The organism is Pseudomonas sp. FBF18 (assembly GCF_024261405.1).
In the GTDB taxonomy this organism is placed as follows: Bacteria; Pseudomonadota; Gammaproteobacteria; order Pseudomonadales; family Pseudomonadaceae; genus Aquipseudomonas; species Aquipseudomonas palmensis.
The window spans coordinates 173,731-197,209 of record NZ_QKRS01000005.1; the positions used below are offsets into that span (position 1 = coordinate 173,731).

20 protein-coding genes are annotated in these 23,479 nt (G+C 61.8%); 8 read left to right on the plus strand and 12 right to left on the minus strand.

All coding sequences use genetic code 11. The features are described from left to right. Positions 1–6 precede the first annotated feature (6 nt). From DN387_RS10580 to rpmH, 10 genes are all read right to left on the minus strand, one after another. Positions 7–414, minus strand: a complete 408-nt coding sequence (locus DN387_RS10580) for a F0F1 ATP synthase subunit I (RefSeq protein WP_043860669.1) — start codon at positions 412–414, stop codon at positions 7–9. A 149-nt stretch (positions 415–563) separates the two neighbouring features. Then, positions 564–1,436, minus strand: coding sequence for a ParB/RepB/Spo0J family partition protein (locus DN387_RS10585; protein ID WP_043860670.1), 873 nt, complete (start codon positions 1,434–1,436; stop codon positions 564–566). A gap of 9 nt (positions 1,437–1,445) precedes the next feature. Continuing rightward, positions 1,446–2,240, minus strand: a complete 795-nt coding sequence (locus DN387_RS10590; RefSeq protein WP_043860671.1) for a ParA family protein — start codon at positions 2,238–2,240, stop codon at positions 1,446–1,448. A gap of 18 nt (positions 2,241–2,258) precedes the next feature. Beyond that, entirely contained in the window at positions 2,259–2,909 is a 651-nt protein-coding gene (rsmG, locus tag DN387_RS10595) for a 16S rRNA (guanine(527)-N(7))-methyltransferase RsmG (RefSeq protein WP_054916060.1), read from the minus strand. Then, positions 2,906–4,798, minus strand: coding sequence for a tRNA uridine-5-carboxymethylaminomethyl(34) synthesis enzyme MnmG (mnmG, locus tag DN387_RS10600; RefSeq protein WP_054916064.1), 1,893 nt, complete (start codon positions 4,796–4,798; stop codon positions 2,906–2,908). The genes rsmG and mnmG overlap by 4 nt, the downstream gene beginning before the upstream one ends. Before the next feature lie 514 nt (positions 4,799–5,312). Further along, a complete protein-coding gene (gene mnmE, locus DN387_RS10605; RefSeq protein ID WP_043860673.1) occupies positions 5,313–6,683 on the minus strand; it encodes a tRNA uridine-5-carboxymethylaminomethyl(34) synthesis GTPase MnmE in 1,371 nt (456 codons plus the stop codon). 83 nt (positions 6,684–6,766) lie between these two features. After that, complete coding sequence (yidC, locus tag DN387_RS10610; protein WP_054916059.1) at positions 6,767–8,449, minus strand: membrane protein insertase YidC; 1,683 nt, start codon at positions 8,447–8,449, stop codon at positions 6,767–6,769. A gap of 2 nt (positions 8,450–8,451) precedes the next feature. After that, positions 8,452–8,700 (minus strand): membrane protein insertion efficiency factor YidD, encoded by a 249-nt coding sequence (gene yidD / locus DN387_RS10615; protein ID WP_078481305.1) that lies wholly within the window; start codon positions 8,698–8,700, stop codon positions 8,452–8,454. Then, a complete protein-coding gene (gene rnpA / locus DN387_RS10620) occupies positions 8,693–9,097 on the minus strand; it encodes a ribonuclease P protein component (RefSeq protein WP_196933215.1) in 405 nt (134 codons plus the stop codon). Before rnpA ends, yidD begins: the two co-directional genes overlap by 8 nt. A gap of 13 nt (positions 9,098–9,110) precedes the next feature. After that, on the minus strand, positions 9,111–9,245 hold the full coding sequence (gene rpmH / locus DN387_RS10625; RefSeq protein ID WP_002551315.1) for a 50S ribosomal protein L34: 135 nt from the start codon (positions 9,243–9,245) through the stop codon (positions 9,111–9,113). A gap of 603 nt (positions 9,246–9,848) precedes the next feature. On the opposite strand from rpmH, the gene dnaA reads away from it, so the two are divergent. The 4 genes from dnaA to gyrB are packed head-to-tail and all read left to right on the plus strand — an operon-like array spanning position 9,849 to position 16,056. Continuing rightward, positions 9,849–11,366 carry a chromosomal replication initiator protein DnaA gene (gene dnaA, locus DN387_RS10630; protein WP_054916058.1) on the plus strand — a complete coding sequence of 506 codons (1,518 nt, stop codon included), beginning with the start codon at positions 9,849–9,851 and terminating at the stop codon, positions 11,364–11,366. A gap of 42 nt (positions 11,367–11,408) precedes the next feature. After that, positions 11,409–12,512 (plus strand): DNA polymerase III subunit beta, encoded by a 1,104-nt coding sequence (gene dnaN, locus DN387_RS10635; protein ID WP_043860677.1) that lies wholly within the window; start codon positions 11,409–11,411, stop codon positions 12,510–12,512. An 18-nt stretch (positions 12,513–12,530) separates the two neighbouring features. Continuing rightward, positions 12,531–13,634 (plus strand): DNA replication/repair protein RecF, encoded by a 1,104-nt coding sequence (gene recF, locus DN387_RS10640; RefSeq protein WP_043860678.1) that lies wholly within the window; start codon positions 12,531–12,533, stop codon positions 13,632–13,634. A gap of 4 nt (positions 13,635–13,638) precedes the next feature. Beyond that, a complete protein-coding gene (gyrB, locus tag DN387_RS10645; RefSeq protein ID WP_054916057.1) occupies positions 13,639–16,056 on the plus strand; it encodes a DNA topoisomerase (ATP-hydrolyzing) subunit B in 2,418 nt (805 codons plus the stop codon). A gap of 124 nt (positions 16,057–16,180) precedes the next feature. Here the strand turns inward: gyrB and DN387_RS10650 are convergent, their stop codons facing one another. Then, positions 16,181–17,491, minus strand: coding sequence for a sigma-54-dependent Fis family transcriptional regulator (locus tag DN387_RS10650; protein ID WP_054916056.1), 1,311 nt, complete (start codon positions 17,489–17,491; stop codon positions 16,181–16,183). A 252-nt stretch (positions 17,492–17,743) separates the two neighbouring features. Between DN387_RS10650 and DN387_RS10655 the strand changes: the two genes are divergently transcribed. Genes DN387_RS10655 through DN387_RS10665 form a run of 3 tightly spaced genes read left to right on the plus strand, consistent with a single transcriptional unit; the run spans position 17,744 to position 20,760 of the window. After that, positions 17,744–18,628: an MBL fold metallo-hydrolase gene (locus tag DN387_RS10655; protein ID WP_043862233.1), complete on the plus strand. Its 885-nt coding sequence runs from the start codon at positions 17,744–17,746 to the stop codon at positions 18,626–18,628. 39 nt (positions 18,629–18,667) lie between these two features. Next, entirely contained in the window at positions 18,668–19,945 is a 1,278-nt protein-coding gene (locus tag DN387_RS10660) for an FAD/NAD(P)-binding oxidoreductase (RefSeq protein WP_054916055.1), read from the plus strand. Continuing rightward, positions 19,942–20,760, plus strand: a complete 819-nt coding sequence (locus tag DN387_RS10665; protein ID WP_054916054.1) for a sulfite exporter TauE/SafE family protein — start codon at positions 19,942–19,944, stop codon at positions 20,758–20,760. Before DN387_RS10660 ends, DN387_RS10665 begins: the two co-directional genes overlap by 4 nt. A gap of 7 nt (positions 20,761–20,767) precedes the next feature. Here the strand turns inward: DN387_RS10665 and DN387_RS10670 are convergent, their stop codons facing one another. Beyond that, a complete protein-coding gene (locus DN387_RS10670) occupies positions 20,768–21,655 on the minus strand; it encodes a LysR family transcriptional regulator (protein WP_054916053.1) in 888 nt (295 codons plus the stop codon). Positions 21,656–21,791: 136 nt separating this feature from the next. On the opposite strand from DN387_RS10670, the gene DN387_RS10675 reads away from it, so the two are divergent. After that, positions 21,792–23,441, plus strand: a complete 1,650-nt coding sequence (locus DN387_RS10675; protein ID WP_054916052.1) for a GMC family oxidoreductase — start codon at positions 21,792–21,794, stop codon at positions 23,439–23,441. Positions 23,442–23,479: the final 38 nt, after the last annotated feature.

Below are 23,479 nucleotides of genomic sequence, written 5' to 3' on the forward strand. Positions count from 1 at the left end.
AACGCCCTAAGGTCTCGAAAGTCTCGTTTTTATCAGCAGGGGCGCGAACCAGCTGACCAACTGGGTCAGCAAGAAGACGCCGAATACTGCTAATGGCGCCAATGGCTTCACTCCTGCGAACGTCAATGCGAACAGCACTGCCGTCAAAATCAATTTGCCTGCCTCGCCAGCGTAGAACGACTTGACGATGGCCTGCGCTGCCCTGGCGCCGGTGTAACGGAACGCCTTGTAGGCAAAGTACAGATTCGGCAGCCAGGCGATCAGTCCTCCGCAGAGTGCCGAATAGCCGCTGACCACCCCATGCCACTGCCACACCCCCAACGATGCCAGCAGCAACACGACAAATTGAGCGAACAGTACCGGAAAAACCGCCCAGCGATGGAAAGGCAAGCGGTTTGGCGTGCGGGTCTCCATCACAACTGCTCCTCGAAAGTCGACCAACCAGTCAGTAATGACTTGGCATAATTTGTGCCGACAAAATGCGCGCAGAGTATAGGGGCGCTTGGACCCCTATTCAACTGCTGGGTAGTGATTTCCGACTGCGCGCTACAAAGCGAATTGTTTCAGCGGATGTGAGCAAGCACGCCCTGCAACTCGTCCAGGGAGTTGTAACGGATCACCAACTGGCCTTTGCCCTTGTTGCCGTGACGGATCTGTACCGCCGAGCCCAGCCGCTCTGCCAGACGCTGTTCAAGGCGGGTGATGTCCGGATCGGGCTTGGCCGGTTCCACCGGCTCGGGCTTGCCGCTGAGCCACTGGCGAACCAGGGCTTCGGTCTGGCGTACGGTCAGGCCTCGTGCGACAACGTGTCGCGCCCCGTCGACCTGCTGTTCTTCAGGCAAACCGAGCAGCGCACGGGCATGACCCATCTCCAGGTCGCCGTGGGACAGCATGGTCTTGATGACTTCCGGCAGCGAGATCAGGCGCAGCAGGTTGGCCACGGTCACCCGCGACTTGCCCACAGCATCCGCGACCTGTTGCTGGGTCAGCTGGAACTCCTGCTGCAGGCGCTGCAGCGCGATGGCCTCTTCCACCGGGTTGAGGTCTTCGCGCTGGATGTTCTCGATCAGCGCCATGGCGATGGCGGTTTCATCCGGCACATCGCGCACCATCGCCGGGATGGTCTCCATGCCGGCCTGCTGGCTGGCGCGCCAGCGGCGTTCGCCGGCGATGATCTCGAAGCGGTCGTCGCCGATCGGGCGGACCACGATCGGCTGCATCACGCCCTGGCTCTTGATCGAATGCGCCAGTTCTTCAAGGGCCTGCGGGTCCATGTCCCGACGGGGCTGGTATTTGCCGCGCTGGATCAGGTCCAGCGGCAGGTGTTGCAGTTCTTTCTGGTCGACCTTGACAGCCTGCTCTTCGAGCGCGCTGACGGTAGGACCACTGAGCAGTGCATCCAACCCACGTCCGAGACCTCGTTTCTTAACGGCCATGCGGATTCCTTAAGTTGCCTGTGCGGCAGTGCGGGTTTGACGGCGTTGACGGCGTACCAGTTCACCGGCCAGGGCCAGATAGGCCAGGGCGCCACGGGACTGCTTGTCGTAGGCCAGGGCCGGCATACCGAAGCTCGGGGCCTCGGCCAGGCGGATGTTGCGCGGGATCACCGTATCGTAGAGCTGCTCGCCGAAGTGTTCCTTGAGCTGCGCGGACACGTCGTTGATCAGGCTCAGGCGCGGGTCGTACATGGTGCGCAACAGGCCTTCGATCTTGAGCTGCGGATTGAGCTTGGCAGCGATGCGCTTGATGTTATCCACAAGGTCGCTCAAGCCTTCCAAGGCAAAGTATTCACATTGCATCGGAATGATCACGCCATCGGCGGCCACCAGGGCATTGAGCGTCAGCATCGACAGCGACGGCGGGCAGTCGATCAGGATGTAGTCGTAACTCTCGCGGATCGGCGCCAGCGCTGTGCGCAGTCGGCTCTCCTTCATCTGCATTTCGAGCAGAACCACTTCGGCCGCAGTGAGGTCGCGGTTGGCCGGCAGCAGTTGATAACCACCGTGTTCGGACACGTGCATGGCCTGAGCCAGGTCGCACTCGCCGATCAGCAGGTCATAGACCGAATGTTCAAGGACGTGTTTATCCACACCGCTACCCATGGTGGCGTTGCCCTGTGGATCGAGGTCAATCAGCAGCACGCGGCGCTTGGTAGCCACCAGCGATGCAGCGAGATTGATGCAGGTGGTGGTCTTGCCCACACCACCTTTCTGGTTCGCGATCGCGAATACCTTAGCCATTCTTGCTTGTGTTCCCAGTCATGCCGTGCGGCGCAGTATCAGCAGATGGCGCTGGCCTTGGCAACCCGGAACGGTCAAGGCCTGCTCGCTATCCACTTTGAAATCTGCCGGCAATGCTACCAGCTCATCAGCCGGATGCAGCCCTTTCATTGCCAGCCACTGCGTCTGGGCGTCGCCAAGGTGGCGCGTCCAATTGGTGAAGTTCTCCATGCTGCTGAAAGCACGAGAAACAATTCCGGAGAAAGGCTGTTCCGGCTGGAACGCCTCGACCCGGCTGTGGATAACTTGCAGGTTATCCAGCTTCAGCTCCAGTTTCACCTGGGTGAGGAAGCGGGTTTTCTTGCCGTTGCTGTCCAGCACCGTGACCTGCTTGTGCGGATGCAGGATAGCCAGGGGAATGCCCGGCATGCCGCCGCCGCTGCCGACGTCGAGCCAACGCTCGGTGCCGCTGTGGATAAACGGCATGACGCTCAGGCTGTCCAGCAGGTGGCGGGACACCATTTCGTCGGGATTGCGCACTGCAGTCAGGTTGTAAGCCTTGTTCCACTTGATCAGCAGCGCCAGATAAGCCAGCAGTTGCGCGTGCTGGGCCTCGCTCAGCTCGACACCAAGCTGGCGGGCACCTGTGGACAACTCCTGGGCGTGTTGAGGGGTGACCATAGAACTCAAGCGCTTTGCTCCAACTCGCGGCCTGCGCCGCGTTTTTTCAGGTGAATCAGCAACAGGGAAATAGCCGCCGGGGTCACGCCGGGAACGCGCGAGGCCTGGCCGAGTGTCTCTGGGCGGGCCTGGCTGAGCTTACCCTGAATCTCCTTGGACAACCCGGAAATACCAGCGTAGTCGATATCCTCGGGCAGGCGGGTGTCTTCGCTTGCCCGCAGGCGAGCGATTTCTTCCTGTTGCCGGTCGATGTAACCGGCGTATTTGGTCTTGATCTCGACCTGCTCGGCCACCTGAGGGTCGATTTCTCCACCGCCGGTCACTTCCACCAACCCGGCATAGTCGATTTCCGGGCGGGTCAGCAGGTTGAGCAGGTTGTATTCATGGCTGAGCGGCGTGCCGAACTTATCCACAATCGCCTGGCCCATCGCGGTATTGGGCTGAACCCAGGTGGACTTCAGGCGTTGCTCCTCGCGCTCGATGCTTTCGCGCTTGGCGCTGAACGCGGCCCAGCGTGCATCGTCGACCAGGCCCAGTTCACGGCCTTTTTCGGTCAGACGCAGGTCGGCGTTGTCTTCACGCAGAATCAGGCGGTACTCGGCCCGCGAGGTGAACATGCGGTACGGCTCCTGGGTACCCAGGGTGATCAGGTCGTCGACCAGCACCCCGATGTACGCCTCGTCGCGGCGCGGGCACCAGCTTTCGCGGCCCTGTGCACGCAGCGCGGCGTTGGCACCAGCCAGCAGCCCCTGCGCACCGGCCTCTTCGTAACCGGTGGTGCCGTTGATCTGGCCGGCAAAGAACAACCCGCCGATGGCCTTGGTTTCCAGGCTGTACTTCAGGTCACGCGGGTCGAAGTAGTCGTATTCGATGGCATAGCCCGGGCGCACGATGTGCGCGTTTTCCATGCCGCGGATCGAACGCACCAACTGCAGCTGCACGTCGAACGGCAGGGATGTGGATATCCCGTTCGGGTAAAGCTCGTGGGTATTGAGCCCTTCTGGCTCGATGAATACCTGGTGGCTCTGCTTGTCGGCAAACCGGTGGATCTTGTCTTCGATCGACGGGCAGTAACGCGGGCCGATGCCCTCGATCACGCCGGAGTACATCGGCGAACGATCGAGGTTGGAAGCAATGATCTCGTGAGTGCGTTCGTTGGTGTGGGTAATCCAGCAACTGACCTGACGCGGGTGCATGGCCTTGTCGCCCATGAACGACATCACCGGTATCGGGGTGTCACCGGCCTGTTCGGTCATCACCGAGAAATCTACCGAACGCCCGTCGATACGCGGCGGCGTGCCGGTTTTCAGGCGACCCATGCGCAGCGACAGCTCACGCATGCGGTGCGCCAGAGCGATGGCCGGCGGATCGCCGGCACGCCCACCGGAATAATTCTGCAGACCTATGTGGATAAGTCCGCTGAGGAAGGTACCCGTGGTCAGCACCACAGAATCGGCATGGAAACGCAGACCCATCTGCGTGACGACGCCGCGTACCTGGTCCTGTTCGACGATCAGGTCGTCACAGGCCTGCTGGAATATCCACAGGTTGGGCTGGTTTTCGAGAATCTCGCGTACCACGGCCTTGTAGATGGCGCGGTCGGCCTGGGCGCGGGTTGCACGCACCGCCGGGCCTTTGCGGTTGTTCAAAACGCGGAATTGGATACCGCTCTTGTCGGTAGCCAGGGCCATGACACCGCCCAGCGCATCGATCTCCTTGACCAGATGGCTCTTGCCAATACCGCCAATGGCCGGGTTGCAGCTCATGTGCCCGAGGGTTTCCACGTTGTGGGTCAGCAGCAGGGTTTTCACACCCATGCGTGCAGACGCAAGCGCAGCCTCGGTTCCGGCATGGCCGCCGCCGATGACGATCACTTCAAAACGGGAAGGGAAATCCACCACGCACCTCGTGCCTGTTTCGGGAATAGATAGGAATAACGCACAAGTATAGGGACTTACCCCCCTTCTAGGAACCGCTTGAACAAAATTTAACCAGCCTGTGGATGAGTGGCTGACAATAGAAATAAAGAGAGAGAAATTTATTAAAGCTTTGTTTTTATGTTTATTCTTAGTGAGGCACCTTTCTGTGGATAAACCTCTACAGCCCTTATTCCACCTTATGTACAGAGGTTCAAAAGGCTGTGGTCTAGTGGCCATGAGGGGTCTGGATAAGCGCCTTAAGCCTGTGGATGAAACACCCACTTATCAACAGGGGGAGTTATCTCCAGCCTTGAGGCCGGGTTATCAACCGAGCTGAGGCGGGGTTTTCCACAGGGCTTATTCTGCGGTTTGTGAGTAAGACAGGCACGCGAAAGTCCCGGAGCGTTCCGGAATTCTCGACAGGGGATAAAAAATTGAGGGGGATGACAGCCGACAACGAGGCCCTGGATCGGCCCCGTTGTGGATAAACGGACTACTTGCCGATGCAGAAGCTGGAGAAGATGCGCCCTAGCAGGTCATCGGAGCTGAAGGCGCCGGTAATTTCGCCCAGGGACTGCTGGGCCTGGCGCAGGTCTTCGGCCAGCAGCTCTCCAGCGCCCGCCAGGGTCAATTGCGCATGACCGTGGTCCAGGTGCGAACTGGCCTGGCGCAGGGCGTCCAGGTGGCGCCGGCGGGCACTGAAGCCGCTTTCGGCGGTCTGTTCGTAGCCCATGCAGGCCTTGAGGTGATCGCGCAGCAGTTCCAGGCCCTGGTCGGCGCCCTTGGCACTGAGGGTGATGGTGACGTGGCCATCGTCGGACAACTGCAGGCCCACGGGGTCGCCACTGAGGTCGGCCTTGTTGCGAATCAGCGTGACCTTGGCCGGGTCGGGGCGCTGTTCAAGGAATTCAGGCCACAATGCGAACGGATCATCGGCTTCAGGTGCCGTGGCATCCACCACCAATAGCACCCGATCGGCCTCGCCAATGGCTTTGAGGGCACGTTCCACCCCAATCTTTTCCACATGGTCTTCGGTATCGCGCAGGCCGGCGGTGTCCACCACGTGCAACGGCATGCCGTCGATGTGGATATGTTCGCGCAGCACATCCCGGGTAGTACCGGCGATGTCCGTCACGATGGCCGCCTCGCGCCCGGCCAGTGCGTTGAGCAGGCTGGACTTGCCGGCATTCGGCCGCCCGGCGATCACCACCGTCATGCCGTCGCGCAACAGCGCACCCTGCCCCGCCTCGCGCTGCACTGTGGATAAACTCTCGCGCACCTCCTCGAGCATGCGCAGGACGTGGCCATCGGCAAGAAAATCGATTTCCTCTTCGGGAAAGTCGATTGCCGCCTCGACGTAGATACGCAGGCTGATCAGTTTTTCGGTGAGGTTATCCACACGGCGGGAAAATTCGCCCTGCAACGAGCGCAGCGCATTACGCGCCGCCTGTGCAGAACTGGCCTCGATCAGGTCGGCGATGGCTTCGGCCTGCGCCAGGTCGAGCTTGTCGTTGAGAAAGGCGCGCTCGCTGAATTCGCCCGGACGCGCCAGGCGGCAACCCAGTTCCACGCAGCGCTGCAGCAGCATGTCGAGCACAACCGGGCCGCCGTGGCCCTGCAGCTCCAGTACATCTTCACCGGTAAAGGAGTTGGGCCCGGGAAAATACAGGGCAATGCCTTCATCCAGTACCAGGCCATCGTCGCCCTTGAACGGGCCGTAATGGGCATACCGCGGGGTGAGCTCACGGCCGGTGATGGCCAACCCGGCCTTGCTGGCCAGCGGTCCGGAAATACGCACGATTCCTACACCGCCACGACCCTGGGCAGTGGCAATTGCAGTGATGGTTTCACGACGAGCATTCATCAGCGAAGGCCTCAGACAAAAACGACAGATAGCAAAACGCCCCACGAGGGGGCGTTTTATCCACAGGTTAGCTGGCTAACCCGTCAAGCGGTGGCTTTGTTGCTCGCCGCTTCGATCTTGCGGGTGATGTACCACTGCTGTGCGATCGACAGGCAGTTGTTCACAACCCAGTACAGCACCAGACCTGCCGGGAACCACAGGAAGAAGAAGGTGAAGATGATCGGCATCAGCTTCATCACCTTGGCCTGCATCGGATCCGGCGGCGTCGGGTTCAGGCGCTGCTGGATGAACATGGTCGCGCCCATGATGATCGGCAGGATGAAGAACGGATCCTTGATCGACAGGTCGGTAATCCAGAACATCCACGGGGCCTGGCGCATTTCAACGCTTTCCAGCAATACCCAGTAGAGCGAAAGGAAGACTGGCATCTGCACCAGGATCGGCAGGCAGCCGCCCAGCGGGTTGATCTTCTCTTTCTTGTACAGCTCCATCATGGCCTGCGACATCTTCTGCCGGTCATCGCCATGTTGTTCTTTCAGCGCGGCCAGTTTAGGTGCCACGGCACGCATGCGCGCCATCGACTTGTAGCTGGCAGCGGACAGCGGGAAGAACAGCAGCTTGATCAGCATGGTCAGGACGATGATCGACCAGCCCCAGTTGCCGAGCAGCTCATGGATATGTTGCAGCAGCCAGAAGATCGGCTGGGCAATGAACCACAGGATGCCGTAGTCGACGGTCAGCTCCAGGCCCGGGGACAGCGCCTTGAGTTTTTCCTGGCTCTTGGGACCGGCGTACAGCAGCGTGCTGGTTTCGCCCTGGGCGCCGGCAGCCACGTTCAGCTCCGGACCGGTGAACCCGATGATGTAGTTGCCCTGGCTGTCCTTGCGTGTCTGAACAACGTTGTTGTCCGACTTGTTGGGAATCCAGGCGGTCACGAAGTAGTGCTGCAACCAGGCAACCCAGCCGCCGGTAACATTTTCTTTCAAACTACCTTTGTCGATGTCCTTCATCGACACTTTCTTGTACGGCTCGGCACTTGTCCACAGGGCGGCGCCCAGATAGGTGGCGGTACCGGTGGCGGTGCTCGACGACGGATCGGAGCTGGCATCGCGCTTGAGCTGTGCAAACAGGTTGCCTGTCCACGGCTTGCCGCTCTGGTTGTCGATCAGGTGAGTGACTTTCAGGTCATATTCACCACGGTTCAGGGTGAAACGCTTGATGTAGTTCACACCCGCGTCGCTGAACTTGAGGTCGACGACCAGTTGGTTCTGGCCATCGGCCAGTTGATAACTTTTCTGCTCGGTGGAATACAGCGGGCGACCAGCGGCACGTGCATCGGGGCCGTTGGCACCGGTCAGGCCGCTCTGAGCCAGGTAAACGCGCTCGCCGCCGTTATCGAACAGCTGGAACGGAATTTCCGGATGGTCCTGGCGACGTGGATATTTCGGCAGGGTCAGCTGCGCGATATCACCGCCGTTGGGGTTGATAGCCAGGTCGAGGACATCGGTCTTGACCCTAATCAGGTCTGTGCTGACAGCAACCGGTGCAATTTCTGCAGGGGTGGTTTCAGCAGTGGCGCTCGGAACATCAGCGCTGGCGCCGGATGTGCCAACGGTCGGGGTATCGGGCAAGCCCGGCGCGACGGTGCTGGCAGCAGTATTCTGAGTCGGCAGGGCAGCCTGGCCGTAGTCCTGGTTCCACTTGAGGACCATGACATAGGACACGATTGCCAGGGCGGCGATCAGGATCGTGCGTTTAATATCCATGATTACTCGGCTATCGAAGAAGAAGTACGGGAAGTGGGAGCAGGCGGAACCGGGTCATAACCGCCGGCATTCCACGGATGACAACGCCCGAGACGACGAGCGGTCAACCATCCACCGCGCAATGCGCCATGTGTTTCGATGGCTTCAATCGCATAGGTGGAACAGGTCGGATAGAAACGACAGTGGCTGGCCATCAGAGGGCTAATGGCGTAACGGTAAAACTGGATCGGAACGAGTACCAGTTTACGCATCTGGACGGTCTACCCCTGCAGATTCGCTGTTAACCACTGGAGCGGGCCGACTGCGTGCAAGGCGCTTCCAGAGCTTGCCAAAATGTTGGTGCAATTCTGGGTTTTCTACGTCGCCCAGGCCTTTGCGCGCGACGATCACGATGTCCCAACCGGCCAGCAAATGCTGGTGGAGACGAAACGAATCGCGCATCAAACGCTTCAAGCGGTTGCGTTGAACGGAGAGCTTGACGCTCTTTTTCCCGATCACGAGCCCCAGGCGGGGATGATCCAGGCCGTTCTCGCGGGCAAGGAGCAAGAGACTCTTGCCTGGCACCTTGCCGGATGGAGAGTCAAAGACCGCTTTGAAGTGTCGGGGTGTCAGAAGACGCTTTTCCCGACTGAAGTCCTGACTCACCACCTGTGCCGAAAAATCAAACTGCCAGACGCTTACGGCCTTTGGCACGACGGCGGGACAGTACGGCACGGCCGTTCTTGGTAGCCATACGGGCACGGAAACCGTGAGTGCGGGCGCGCTTGATGGTGCTTGGTTGGAAAGTACGTTTCATGGCGTGTTACCTGGTTCGTCGACAACGGGCCGGAATGGCCCCCGTTTTAAGAGACCGGCGATTCTAGAGAAAGCAGCGCCATAGGTCAATTTCCAACCAGCTTTTCCTTATGGATAAAAAACCGGGCGCCTTCGCGTGCTCGTCCACAGGCCTGTGCCCCGGATGACAGGGACACAGCCTTGCCGGACGCTTAAACATAGAAAAAAGAAGAGAAGGTATTTAAAGCTTTTTTGTAAATCTTATAGAACTTAGGCAGCTGTTTTCTGTGGATAGAACGCTACAGGCCTTGTTCTACGTACTGTACAGAGAAAAGAAACCCTGTCGGGAAGCGGTGCTCTGGCTGTGCTGTGCAGGCGCAAAAGCTGTGGATTAAAAGGCCTGTTATCCACAGCGCAGTTATCCACCGATTTCGACCCCCACTTGTGCAAAGTGCTCAGGCATGGTTATCCACAGGGCTTATTCACAGCGGTAAAGTGACGTTTTTGCCACTAACCTGCTGATTTATCGCCACCCTCGACACACCTGCATGTGGATAACTGCGCTGGTGGTCGGTACAATGGCCGCTTGTTTTTGCCTCACCGGCGTTCAACTCAGGGGATATCCGTGTCAGTGGAACTTTGGCAGCAGTGCGTGGACCTTCTGCGCGACGAACTGCCTGCCCAGCAATTCAACACCTGGATCCGTCCGCTACAGGTCGAAGCCGAAGGCGACGAGTTGCGCGTCTATGCGCCTAACCGGTTCGTACTCGATTGGGTCAATGAAAAGTACCTGGGTCGCTTGCTCGAACTGCTGGGCGAACACGGCAACGGCATCGCCCCTGCGCTTTCCTTATTAATAGGCAGCCGACGCAGTTCGACACCCCGTGCTGCGCCCAACGCACCGCTCGCCGCCTCGGTCGCCGCTTCCCAGGCCCAGCAGGCTGCCCAGGTCGCCGCCGTTGCAGCCCCGGCAGCGCCAGCACCTGTGCCGGCAGCGCCCCAGGTCGAAGATGCACCTTCGCGCGACAGCTTCGACTCGATGGGCGAGAACACTGCCGTGGTGGCTCCACCCAGCAGCCGTACCGAACAACGTACTGTGCAGGTAGAGGGTGCGCTCAAACACACCAGCTACCTGAACCGCACCTTCACCTTCGAGAATTTCGTCGAGGGCAAGTCCAACCAGCTGGCCCGCGCGGCAGCCTGGCAGGTCGCCGACAACCCCAAGCATGGCTACAACCCGTTGTTCCTCTATGGCGGGGTGGGCCTGGGTAAGACGCACTTGATGCACGCTGTGGGTAACCACCTGCTCAAGAAGAATCCGAATGCCAAGGTGGTGTACCTGCACTCGGAGCGCTTCGTAGCCGACATGGTCAAGGCGTTGCAGCTCAATGCCATCAACGAGTTCAAGCGCTTCTACCGCTCGGTCGATGCGCTTCTGATCGACGACATTCAATTCTTTGCCCGCAAGGAGCGTTCGCAGGAGGAGTTTTTCCACACCTTCAACGCCCTGCTCGAAGGTGGCCAGCAGGTGATTCTCACCAGCGACCGCTACCCCAAGGAAATCGAAGGCCTCGAGGAGCGCCTCAAGTCCCGCTTTGGCTGGGGCCTGACCGTTGCCGTAGAGCCGCCGGAGCTCGAGACCCGCGTTGCGATCCTGATGAAGAAGGCCGACCAGGCCAAGGTCGACCTGCCACATGACGCTGCGTTCTTCATTGCCCAGCGCATCCGCTCCAACGTGCGGGAACTGGAAGGCGCGCTGAAGCGGGTCATTGCCCACTCGCACTTCATGGGCCGCGATATCACCATCGAGTTGATTCGCGAGTCGCTCAAGGATCTGCTGGCACTGCAGGACAAGCTGGTGAGTGTGGATAACATTCAGCGCACAGTGGCCGAGTACTACAAGATCAAGATTTCCGATCTGCTGTCCAAGCGGCGTTCGCGTTCGGTGGCCAGGCCGCGTCAGGTGGCCATGGCCCTGTCCAAGGAACTGACCAACCACAGCCTGCCGGAAATCGGCGACGTCTTCGGCGGCCGCGATCACACCACGGTGTTGCACGCGTGCCGCAAGATCAACGAACTCAAGGAATCCGACGCGGATATCCGCGAGGACTATAAGAACCTGCTGCGGACCCTGACGACGTGATGAACGTCAGCGCGGCTTTTTTTTAAGGCAAGGGACTAGACCATGCATTTCACCATTCAACGCGAAGCCCTGTTGAAACCCCTGCAACTGGTCGCAGGCGTCGTCGAGCGCCGCCAGACCTTGCCGGTATTGTCCAACGTGCTGCTGGTGGTCCAAGGCCAGCAACTGTCGCTTACAGGTACTGACCTGGAAGTGGAGCTGGTTGGCCGTGTGCAACTGGAACACCCTGCCGAGCCTGGCGAGATCACCGTACCTGCACGCAAGCTGATGGATATCTGCAAGAGCCTGCCGAGCGAAGCGGAGATCAGCATCAAGGTCGACGAGCAGAAGGTCATCATCAAGGCCGGCCGCAGCCGTTTCACCTTGTCGACCCTGCCAGCCAACGATTTCCCCACCGTCGAGGAAGGCCCGGGTTCGCTGACCTGCACCCTGGAGCAGAGCCGTCTGCGCCGCCTGATCGAGCGCACCAGCTTCGCAATGGCCGTGCAGGACGTGCGCTACTACCTGAACGGCATGCTGCTGGAAGTCTCCACCGGCACTCTGCGCGCGGTCGCCACCGATGGTCACCGTCTGGCCATGTGCTCGATGCAGGCCGATATCGGTCAGGCTGATCGCCACCAGGTGATCGTGCCTCGCAAGGGTATCCTTGAGCTGGCGCGCCTGCTCACTGATCCGGAAGGCACCGTTGCCATCGTGCTGGGTCAGCAACACATTCGCGCCACTACTGGCGAATTCACCTTCACCTCCAAGCTGGTGGATGGCAAGTTCCCGGACTACGAGCGCGTATTGCCAAAGGGCGGCGACAAACTGGTACTGGGTGATCGCCAGGCACTTCGCGAAGCGTTCAGCCGTACCGCGATTCTGTCCAACGAAAAGTACCGCGGCATTCGTCTGCAACTGGCGGCTGGCCAACTGAAGATTCAGGCCAACAACCCTGAGCAGGAAGAAGCCGAAGAAGAGATCGGCGTCGACTACAACGGCGGTTCGCTGGAAATCGGTTTCAACGTGAGCTACCTGCTCGACGTGCTGGGCGTGATGACCACCGAACAGGTTCGTCTGATCCTGTCTGATTCCAACAGCAGCGCCCTGCTGCAAGAGGCGGACAATGACGATTCTGCATACGTCGTCATGCCGATGCGCCTGTAATTGTCCAGCACTCGCTAGATGTCCCTCAGTCGCGTTTCAGTCACCGCGGTGCGCAACCTGCACCCGGTGACCTTCTCCCCCTCCCCCCGCATCAACATCCTGTATGGCGCCAACGGCAGCGGCAAAACCAGCGTGCTGGAAGCCATCCATTTGCTCGGCCTGGCCCGTTCATTTCGCAGCACTCGCCTTACACCGGTCATCCAGTATGAAGAACTGGCGTGTACGGTATTCGGCCAGGTCGAACTGAATGAAGGTGGTTCCAGCAACCTGGGCATATCGCGGGAACGGCAAGGGGATTTCACCATTCGCATCGACGGGCAGAACGCCCGCAGTGCCGCCCAACTGGCAGAGATACTGCCGCTGCAACTGATCAACCCGGACAGTTTTCGCCTGCTCGAAGGTGCGCCCAAGATTCGCCGGCAATTCCTGGATTGGGGTGTGTTCCACGTGGAACCTCGCTTCATGTCTACCTGGCAGCGCCTGCAGAAGGCCCTGCGGCAGCGGAACTCATGGTTGCGGCATGGTACACTTGACGCTGTTTCGCAAGCAGCCTGGGACCGGGAGTTATGCCTGGCCAGTGCGGAAATCGACGAGTACCGCCGTAATTACATCAAAGCGCTGAAACCCGTCTTCGAACAAACCTTGAGCGAATTGCTGGAGCTCGAGGGGCTGACCCTGAGTTACTACCGAGGGTGGGACAAGGACAGAGACCTCAGTGAGGTCCTGGCTGGCTCGCTCCATCGGGATCAGCAGATGGGCCACACACAGGCAGGTCCGCAACGTGCGGATCTGCGACTCAGGTTAGGCGCCAACAACGCGGCCGATATCCTGTCTCGCGGCCAGCAGAAACTGGTGGTGTGCGCACTGCGTATCGCCCAGGGGCATCTGGTCAGCCAGGCACGCCGCGGCCAATGTATTTATCTGGTGGATGACCTGCCGTCCGAATTGGACGAGCAGCACCGTCGTGCACTTTGCCGCTTGCTGGAAGACTTACGCTGCCAGGTGTTCATCACCTGTGTAGACCACGAATTATTGAGGGAAGGCTGGCAGACGGATACGCCAGTTGCCTTGTTCCACGTGGAACAAGGCCGTATCACCCAGACCCACGACCATCGGGAGTGAAGGCATGAGCGAAAATCAAACGTACGACTCCTCCAGCATTAAAGTGCTCAAAGGGTTGGATGCCGTACGCAAGCGTCCCGGTATGTACATTGGCGACACCGATGATGGTAGCGGCCTGCACCACATGGTGTTCGAGGTGGTCGATAACTCGATCGACGAAGCCCTCGCCGGCCACTGTGACGACATTACCGTAATCATCCACCCGGATGAGTCCATCACCGTTCGCGACAACGGCCGCGGCATCCCGGTCGATGTACACAAGGAAGAAGGGGTTTCCGCCGCAGAGGTCATCATGACCGTACTGCACGCCGGCGGTAAGTTCGACGACAACTCCTACAAGGTATCCGGCGGCCTGCACGGTGTGGGCGTCTCGGTGGTGAACGCGCTTTCCGAAGAGTTGATCCTCACCGTTCGCCGCAGCGGCAAGATCTGGGAGCAGACCTACGTTCACGGTGTACCGCAGGCTCCGATGAAGATTGTCGGCGACAGCGAAACCACCGGCACCCAGATCCACTTCAAGCCATCGTCCGAAACCTTCAAGAACATCCACTTCAGCTGGGACATCCTGGCCAAGCGGATTCGTGAACTGTCGTTCCTCAACTCTGGCGTAGGCATCCTGTTGAAGGACGAACGCTCGGGTAAGGAAGAGGAATTCAAGTACGAAGGTGGCCTGCGCGCATTCGTCGAATACCTGAACACCAACAAGACTCCGGTGAACGAAGTGTTCCACTTCAGCGTTCAGCGCGAGGATGGTGTGGGTGTGGAAATCGCCCTGCAGTGGAACGACAGCTTCAACGAGAACCTGTTGTGCTTCACCAACAACATTCCGCAGCGCGACGGCGGTACTCACCTGGTGGGTTTCCGTTCGGCGCTGACGCGTAACCTGAACAACTACATCGAGCAGGAAGGTCTGGCCAAGAAGAACAAGGTCGCGACCACCGGTGATGATGCCCGTGAAGGCCTGACCGCAATCATCTCGGTGAAGGTGCCTGATCCCAAGTTCAGCTCGCAGACCAAGGACAAGCTGGTTTCGTCCGAAGTCAAAACTGCGGTGGAACAGGAGATGGGCAAGTACTTCTCCGACTTCCTGCTGGAAAACCCGAACGAAGCCAAGGCTGTGGTCGGCAAGATGATCGACGCTGCGCGCGCCCGTGAAGCGGCCCGTAAAGCGCGTGAAATGACCCGTCGCAAGGGCGCGCTGGACATTGCCGGGCTGCCGGGCAAGCTTGCCGACTGCCAGGAGAAAGACCCTGCCCTCTCCGAACTGTACCTGGTGGAGGGTGACTCCGCAGGCGGCTCGGCCAAGCAAGGCCGCAACCGCAAGACCCAGGCTATCCTGCCGCTCAAGGGCAAGATCCTCAACGTCGAGAAAGCACGTTTCGACAAGATGATCTCGTCCCAGGAAGTGGGCACGCTGATCACCGCACTGGGCTGTGGCATCGGCCGCGAAGAGTACAACATCGAGAAGCTGCGCTATCACAACATCATCATCATGACCGATGCTGACGTCGACGGTTCGCACATCCGTACCCTGCTGCTGACCTTCTTCTTCCGTCAGTTGCCGGAGCTGGTCGAGCGCGGCTACATCTACATCGCGCAGCCGCCGCTGTACAAGGTCAAGAAGGGCAAGCAGGAGCAGTACATCAAGGACGACGAGGCCATGGAAGAGTACATGACCCAGTCAGCCCTCGAAGATGCCAGCCTGCACCTGGACGAGTCCGCGCCACCGGTTTCCGGTGTCGAGCTGGAGCGTCTGGTCAACGAATTCCGTACCGTGATGAAGACTCTCAAGCGTCTGTCGCGCCTGTACCCGCAAGAGCTCACCGAGCACTTCGTGTACCTGCCGGCCATCTCGGTGGAGCAGCTGTCCGACCACGCGCACATGCAGAACTGGCTCGCCAGGTTCGATGAGCGCCTGCGCAATACCGAGAAGTCGGGCTTGCTGTACAAGGCCAGCCTGCGTGAAGACCGCGAGCGCAATGTGTGGCTGCCAGAAGTGGAAATCACTTCCCACGGCCTTGCCAGCTACGTGACCTTCAACCGCGACTTCTTCGGCAGCAACGACTACCGCACCGTGACCGCGCTGGGCGCCCAGCTTGCCACCCTGCTGGGTGAAGGTGCCTACGTGCAGCGTGGCGAACGCAAGAAAGCCATCACCGAGTTCAAGGAAGCCCTGGACTGGCTGATGGCCGAAAGCACCAAGCGTCACACCATCCAGCGCTACAAAGGGCTGGGCGAGATGAACCCGGACCAGCTGTGGGAAACCACCATGGACCCGACTGTGCGCCGCATGCTCAAGGTGACCATCGAAGACGCGATCGCTGCCGATCAGATCTTCAACACCCTGATGGGCGACGCCGTGGAACCGCGCCGCGAGTTCATCGAAAGCAACGCCCTGGCGGTATCCAACCTGGACTTCTGACCGGTTGCAGTACCTCTGAAAGCGGGCAGTTATCCACAGTGACAACGCCCTCGAAAGGCCAACCCTCAGGGGTTGGCCTTTTTGTTTTCCTGCCTAGGTGCTGCTGCGCCCTAGGCGTGAGCACTCAAGAAACACCCAGCTCGCGCAGGCGCCGATACAGGGTGCGCTCGCTCAGCCCCAGGTGGCGGGCAAGCTCGCTGCGCGATCCTTCGAAGCTGTCCAGCGCCTGGGCGATGTCGCGCAATCGGGTATTCGAGCGGCGTGGGGCACTGGCGGGCGAGTCGGCTCTCAGCTCCGTGGGCAGGTGCTCGGCGCGGATGATGCCGTCGTCGCTGAACAACCTCGCCCGCTCCAGAATGTTGCGCAGCTCGCGAATGTTGCCGGGGTAGCGGTACAGCCCCAGCAAGGTCATGGCCTCCTCGTCGACCCGCGGCGCAGCGGACCCGGCCAGGCGCTGCAGCAGGGTCTCGATCAGCAGGGGCAGGTCTTCGAAGCGTTCGCGCAGTGAAGGCAGGCGGATCGGGAAGCCGCTGATACGGTAGTAGAGGTCTTCGCGAAAGCTGCCGGCGGTGGCCATTTCCTTGAGGGGCTTGTGGGTGGCCGAGATCAGGCGGAAATCCGAATGCACCGTGCGCAGGCTGCCCACCGGGCGAAAGCTGCCCGACTCGATCAGGCGCAGCAGCTTGACCTGCATCGCCAGCGGCACCTCACCGATCTCGTCGAGAAACAGGGTGCCGCCATGGGCGGCTTCGGCCAGGCCGATCTTGCGCTGGTTGGCACCGGTGAATGCGCCCTTCTCGTAGCCGAACAGCTCGCTCTCCAGCAACGTCTCGGTCAGCCCCGTGCAGTCCACCACCACCAACGGACCGCTGGCACGCGGGCTGCTGGCATGCAGGGCGCGGGCGAACAGCTCCTTGCCGGTACCGGACTCCCCTTGCAGCAGCACCGGTATCTGCGCCGGCGCGGCCCGCTGGACACCGGCAAGGGCCTCCTGGAAGGCCGCCGAACGCCCTACCAGACCGAACTGCTGCGGCTGTGCCGACGCCACGGCGATGCTGGTCAGGCGTTCGACAAAGGCGATCACTTCACCCTGCTCGTCCAGGATCGGGCGCAACTCCACGTCCACATGCTCCGGCCCGCGCGGGGTGTGATGCACATGCAGCACCCGCTCGGGGGTGCGGCTGTGCCTGGCCTTGCGCATCGGGCAGTGCTCGCCCGCCTGGTCGCACGGCACCGCGTAGTGGTGCGAGACGTGGTGGCACTTCTGGCCGATCGGCGCGGCGCCCACCACCCCGAATTGATGCAGGTACGCGGTGTTGGCGGCAAGAATGTTGTACTGCAGGTCGAGCACGATGCTCGGCTGAGGTTCGTGTTCGAGGTAGGACACCAGCGCCTGCAGGGCGGGGCTGGCGGGTGTGTCGGGGTTCATGGGCATGACGGCACCAGGGGCAAGGCAGGCCCGCAGCTTAACCGAACGCCACGCCCACTGCCAAAAACTGCCAGCCTCTGCCAACCAGCTGACAGAACCGTGGCAGGCAGTTTCGGCCAGAGGGTCCAGACTCAGGTAAACCGGGCGTGCTGGCCGGGGGCAGGCGTGAATCTGCGCTGGCACATATCTTGATGACTGTTGGTCGAATGCCTGCACGGCTGGCCGGCAGGCATCAGCGGATTTCTCTGGAGAGCGGTAATGATCATCGGCGGTAACCTGTATGTAGAAGCGCTGTTCGACAGCGCGACCTCGACCATCAGCTACCTGGTCATGGACCAGGCCAGCGCGCACTGCGCCCTGATCGACAGCGTGCTGGACTATGACCCGAAGGCCGGGCGTACCGATACCGCCTCGGCCGACAAGCTGATCGCACGGGTACGCGAGCTGGGTGGTCAGGTGCAGTGGATACTCGAGACCCATGTGCACGCCGACCACCTCTCTGCTGCCGCCTATCTCAAGCAGGCGCTGGGAGGCCAGGTGGCCATCGGCAGCCGCATCACCCAGGTGCAGAAGGTGTTCGGCACGCTGTTCAATGCCGAACCCGGCTTTGCCCGTGATGGCAGCCAGTTCGATGTGCTGCTGGACGACAACGGCGAGCTCGCCCTTGGCACGCTCAAGCTGCGCGCCTTGCACACCCCGGGGCATACCCCGGCCTGCATGACCTACCTGGTACAGGCCGGTGACGAGTGCGTCGCGTTCGTCGGCGACACCTTGTTCATGCCGGATTACGGCACGGCCCGCTGCGACTTCCCCGGGGCCGATGCGCGCACCCTGTACCGCTCGATCCAGCGCATCCTGGCCCTGCCGGATGCCACCCGCCTGTTCATGTGCCACGACTACCTGCCCGGAGGCCGTGCGTTGCGCTACATGACCACGGTGGGCGAACAGCGCGCCAGCAACATTCACATTCGCGACGGCATCAGCGAGGACTGCTTCGTGGCCATGCGCGAAGCCCGTGATGCCACCCTCGACATGCCGCAACTGATCCTGCCCTCGGTGCAGGTGAACATGCGCAGCGGCCAGTTGCCCGAGCCGGAAGACAACGGTGTGCGCTACCTGAAGATCCCGCTCAACAAGCTCTGAACCTGCTGCACCAGAATTATTATTAAAGGACGTACTGCCATGCCTGCCCCCTCCTCTGCCGCTGCCCGCGAGGTCAGCCACCACAAGGTGCTGATCGTCGGCGCCGGTGCCGCCGGAATCGCCACCGCCTCCAGCCTGCTGGCGCGTGATGCCTCGCTGGATATCGCGATCATCGACCCCGCCGACGTTCACTACTATCAACCTGGCTGGACCATGGTCGGCGCGGGCGTGTTCCGTGCAGCGTCCACCGCCCGCACCCTGGCCTCGACCGTGCCGGCGGCGGTCAGGTGGATCAAGGCCGCCGTGCAACAGTTCGACCCGCAGGCGCAGACCGTCAGCCTGGATGACGGGCGCCTGGTGAGTTACGAACAGCTGGTGGTATGCCCCGGGCTGCGGTTGGCCTGGGACGCCATCGACGGTCTGGTCGAGACCCTCGGCCAGAACGGCGTGACCTCCAATTACCGCTACGACCTGGCACCCTACACCTGGCAGCTGGTGCAGGGCCTGAAGGAAGGCCGCGCCGTGTTCACCCAGCCACCGATGCCGATCAAGTGCGCCGGTGCCCCACAAAAAGCCCTGTACCTGTCGTGCGACCACTGGCTGCGCAGCGGGCGCCTGGGGGCGATCCAGGCGCAGTTCTTCAACGCCGGCAACGTGCTGTTCGGTGTCGCCGACTATGTGCCGGCGCTGATGGAATACATCGACCGTTACGGCGTGGACCTCAACTATTCACACCGGCTGGTGGCGGTGGACGGGCCGGGCAAGCGCGCGACCTTTCTGCGCACCCTGCCCGACGGCAGCAGCGAAACCGTGGTGCAGGCATTCGACATGCTGCATGTGGTACCGCCGCAGGTTTCGCCGGACTTCATCCGCAACAGCCCGCTGGCTGATGCGGCCGGTTGGCTCGAGGTCGACCCGGCCACCCTGCGCCATGCGCGCTACGGCAACATCCATGGCCTGGGCGATGTGATCAACACCAGCAATGCCAAGACGGCCGCCGCTGCCCGCAAGCAGGCGCCGGTGGTGGCCAACAACGTGCTGGTGGCACTGGGGCGCCTGTCGCGTCTGGCCGAATACGACGGCTACGGGTCGTGTCCGCTGACGGTGGAACGCGGCAGGATCGTGCTGGCCGAGTTCACCTACGGCGGCAAGCTGGCACCAAGCTTTCCGCGCTGGTTGCTCGACGGGCGCAGGCCCACGCGCCTGGCCTGGCTGCTCAAGGCGCGGATACTGCCGCCGCTGTACTGGCGCTGCATGCTCAAGGGGCGCGAATGGCTGGCCAAGCCGGTTGCGCGACTGCGTGAGGCGCGCCAGTGACAGAGCATGAACTGGTCGGCGCCGGTCTGGGCGCCCTCATTGGCATCATCCTGGCCCTGACGGGCGCCGGTGGCGGCATTCTTGCGGTGCCGCTGCTGGTGTTCGGCCTGGGCCTGAGCATGGTCGAGGCGGCCCCGGTCGGCCTGCTGGCGGTGGGCCTGGCGGCAGGTGTGGGTGCGGTGCTGGGGCTGCGTCAGGGGCTGGTGCGCTACCGGGCCGCGCTGTTCGTCGCGCTGATCGGCATGTGTGCCACCCCCTTCGGCCTGCTGCTGGCGCATCGCCTGCCCAATGCACCGCTGGCGCTGGGGTTCAGCCTGGTGCTGGTGTATGCCTGCGCACGCATGCTGCGCAAGGCCCGGCGCGAGCTGCGGGGCGAGCCGCCCTGTGCGGATCGTGCCCTGCAGCCCTGTGTGCTCAACCCGTTGCAGGGGCGCTTGCGCTGGACCCTGCCCTGCGCCCGCGCGTTGGCCTTCACCGGCTTGCTCAGCGGCCTGCTGTCCGGCCTGCTCGGGGTCGGTGGCGGGTTTGTGATCGTGCCTGCCCTGGGGCGCTACACCAACCTTGAGATGAAAAGCATCGTCGCCACGTCGCTGGCGGTGATCGCCCTGGTGTCGCTGGGCAGCGTGTTGAGCGCCAGCCTCAGCGGGGTGATGCACTGGGGTGTCGGCGTGCCGTTTGCCGGCGGTGCGGTGGCGGGCCTGGTGGTTGCGCGCCAGTTCGCCCACCGCCTGGCCGGGCCGCGTCTGCAACAGGGCTTTGCGCTGGTGGGGATAGCGGCTGCCCTGTTGCTGGCGGTCAACACCCTGGCGCGCTGAACGCCGCTCACTCGGCGAGCAGTTCGCCCTGCTCGTCGGCGCACAGCGCCAGCAGGTAGTCCCACACTACCCGCAGGCGCACCGACTTGTGCAGTTCGCGCCGGGTGCTGATCCAGTAGCTGCGCTGGATGGTTTCGCTGGGCAGCACGCGCACCAGGTGCGGGTCGTGGCGGGCCATGTAGTTGGGCAGTACCGCGATGCCCAGCCCGGCACGCGCCGCATGCTGCTGGGCGATCACGCTGGTGCTGCGAAACACCACGTTCGGTGCGCGGCAGAAGCTGTTGAGAAACAGCAACTGCTGGCTGAACAGCAGGTCGTCCACGTAGCCGATCCAGCTGTGCCGGGCCAGGTCTTCGCGGCTGTTGAGCGGCGCAGCCCTGGCCAGGTACTCGGGGCTGGCATACAGCGCCAGGCGGTAATCGGTGAGTTTTCGCGTGATCAACAGGTCGGCATGCGGGCGTTCCAGGTGAATGCTGATCTCTGCCTCGCGGTTGATGATGCTGACAAAGCGCGGCACTGCAACCAGCTCCACCTCCAGCCCGGGGTAGCGTTCGAACAGGCTGCCCATGCGCGGGGTGAAGAACATGATGCCGATGCCCTCGGTCACCCCCAGGCGAATCTTGCCCAGCGGCGTGATGGCCTGGGTGATCTCCTCCTGCGCCAGCAAGGCGACGTTCTCCATGGCTTCGGCGTGCTTGAGCAGGGCCTGCCCGGCCGGGGTCAGTTCATAGCCCTGGGCGTGCTGCACGAACAGAGCCGTGCCCAGGCTGCTCTCGATGCTCTCGATATGCCGGGCCACGGTGCTATGGGTGGTGTTGAGGCGCTTGGCGGCGGTCAGCAGGCGGCCGCTACGCTGCAACTCGAGAAAAAACCGCAGGTCATTCCAGTCGAACATGCTTTTCCTTGTGAATCAGAGGTTCACTTGCGTTGTTCTAAAACGCACAGCCGTTGCGTGAAATCTAACGTGTTCAACTCGAAAATAATCAATAACACTGGCCTGGACAAGAATAAAAATCAGGCGCGAGGTCTTCATGGCACCAGCCGATCATTCCTACGACTACGTGGTAGTCGGTGCCGGCCCTGCCGGCTGTCTACTGGCCAATCGGCTGTCTGCCGACCCTGGCTGCCGCGTGCTGCTGCTCGAAGCCGGCGGTCGCGACAACTACCCCTGGATCCACATTCCGGTGGGCTACCTCTATTGCATTGGCAACCCGCGTACCGACTGGTGCTTCAAGACCGAAGCGCAACCGGGGCTCGACGGGCGCAGCCTGGGCTACCCACGGGGCAAGGTGCTGGGCGGGTGTTCCTCGATCAACGGCATGATCTACATGCGCGGTCAGGCCCGCGACTACGATCACTGGGCCGAACAGGGCAATCCCGGGTGGGCCTGGGATGACGTGCTGCCACTGTTCAGGGCCAGCGAAAACCATTTTGGCGGCGCCAGCGAGCTGCATGGCAACGCTGGCGAATGGCGGGTCGAACGCCAGCGCTATTCGTGGGCGATCCTCGATGCGTTTCGCGAGGCGGCAGCCCAGAGCGGCATCGCCAGCATCGACGACTTCAACGGTGGGAATAACCAGGGCTGTGGATACTTTCAGGTCAACCAGCGCAGCGGCGTGCGCTGGAATGCGGCCAAGGCATTCCTGCGCCCCGTGCGCCACCGCCCCAACCTGACGGTGCTGACCGGCGTCGAGGTGGACAAGGTGCTGCTCGACAATGGTCGCGCTTCGGCCGTTCAGGCGCGCTGGCAGGGCAGCGAACAGCGTTACCAGGCCCGCCGCGAAATCATCCTGTGTGCCGGGGCGGTGGGTTCGCCGGGCATTCTTCAACGCTCCGGCATCGGCCCGCGGCCATTGCTGGAACGCCTAGGCATCCCGGTACTGCACGAATTGCCCGGCGTGGGCGGCAACCTGCAGGATCACCTGCAACTGCGCCTGATCTACAAGGTCAGCAACGTGCGCACCCTCAACCAGGTGGCCAACACCCACTGGGGCAAGCTGGGCATGGGCCTGCGCTATCTGTATGACCGCAGCGGCCCGTTGGCCATGGCGCCGAGCCAGCTGGGGGCGTTCGTGCGCTCGCACCCCGAGCAGCCCACGCCCAACCTGCAGTACCACGTGCAGCCCCTGTCGCTGGACCGCTTCGGCGAGCCGCTGCATCGCTTTGCCGCATTTACCGCCTCGGTGTGCAACCTGCGCCCGCTCAGCCGCGGGCGTGTGGATATCCGCTCGGCCAACCCGGGCGATGCACCGGTCATCGACCCCAACTACCTCAGCGAGCCTGAAGACCTGCGCGTCGCCGCCCAGGCCATCCGCCTTACCCGACAGATCGTGCAGGCCCCTGCCCTCGCCGCTTTTGCACCGGTCGAATACCTGCCAGGCGCAGCACTCGATACCGAGGAGCAGTTGCAGCAGGCTGCCGGGCAGATCGGCACCACCATTTTCCACCCGGTAGGTACCTGCCGCATGGGCAACGGCCCGCTGGATGTGGTGGACGCACAGTTGCGCGTGCATGGCGTGGCGGGGTTGCGCATCGCCGATGCCTCGATCATGCCGCAGATCACCTCTGGCAATACCTGTTCACCCACCCTGATGATCGGCGAAAAGGCCGCGCAACTGATTCTTAAGGCCGCACCCGCAGCCAGCAACAGCAGTGGCAAGACCGCGTTAGCGACGCCCTGAGGGCGGCGTGCAGTGACGTCGGCAGCAGTCGGCCGGCG

What these genes read in the sequence shown, in the direction of transcription:
- DN387_RS10580 (WP_043860669.1), bottom strand. Translation starts at nt 414, where the DNA reads ATGGAGACCCGCACGCCAAACCGCTTGCCTTTCCATCGCTGGGCGGTT.
- DN387_RS10585 (WP_043860670.1), bottom strand. Translation starts at nt 1,436, where the DNA reads ATGGCCGTTAAGAAACGAGGTCTCGGACGTGGGTTGGATGCACTGCTC.
- DN387_RS10590 (WP_043860671.1), bottom strand. Translation starts at nt 2,240, where the DNA reads ATGGCTAAGGTATTCGCGATCGCGAACCAGAAAGGTGGTGTGGGCAAG.
- mnmE (WP_043860673.1), bottom strand. Translation starts at nt 6,683, where the DNA reads ATGAATGCTCGTCGTGAAACCATCACTGCAATTGCCACTGCCCAGGGT.
- yidC (WP_054916059.1), bottom strand. Translation starts at nt 8,449, where the DNA reads ATGGATATTAAACGCACGATCCTGATCGCCGCCCTGGCAATCGTGTCC.
- yidD (WP_078481305.1), bottom strand. Translation starts at nt 8,700, where the DNA reads ATGCGTAAACTGGTACTCGTTCCGATCCAGTTTTACCGTTACGCCATT.
- rpmH (WP_002551315.1), bottom strand. Translation starts at nt 9,245, where the DNA reads ATGAAACGTACTTTCCAACCAAGCACCATCAAGCGCGCCCGCACTCAC.
- dnaN (WP_043860677.1), top strand. Translation starts at nt 11,409, where the DNA reads ATGCATTTCACCATTCAACGCGAAGCCCTGTTGAAACCCCTGCAACTG.
- recF (WP_043860678.1), top strand. Translation starts at nt 12,531, where the DNA reads ATGTCCCTCAGTCGCGTTTCAGTCACCGCGGTGCGCAACCTGCACCCG.
- gyrB (WP_054916057.1), top strand. Translation starts at nt 13,639, where the DNA reads ATGAGCGAAAATCAAACGTACGACTCCTCCAGCATTAAAGTGCTCAAA.
- DN387_RS10650 (WP_054916056.1), bottom strand. Translation starts at nt 17,491, where the DNA reads ATGCCCATGAACCCCGACACACCCGCCAGCCCCGCCCTGCAGGCGCTG.
- DN387_RS10655 (WP_043862233.1), top strand. Translation starts at nt 17,744, where the DNA reads ATGATCATCGGCGGTAACCTGTATGTAGAAGCGCTGTTCGACAGCGCG.
- DN387_RS10660 (WP_054916055.1), top strand. Translation starts at nt 18,668, where the DNA reads ATGCCTGCCCCCTCCTCTGCCGCTGCCCGCGAGGTCAGCCACCACAAG.
- DN387_RS10670 (WP_054916053.1), bottom strand. Translation starts at nt 21,655, where the DNA reads ATGTTCGACTGGAATGACCTGCGGTTTTTTCTCGAGTTGCAGCGTAGC.
- DN387_RS10675 (WP_054916052.1), top strand. Translation starts at nt 21,792, where the DNA reads ATGGCACCAGCCGATCATTCCTACGACTACGTGGTAGTCGGTGCCGGC.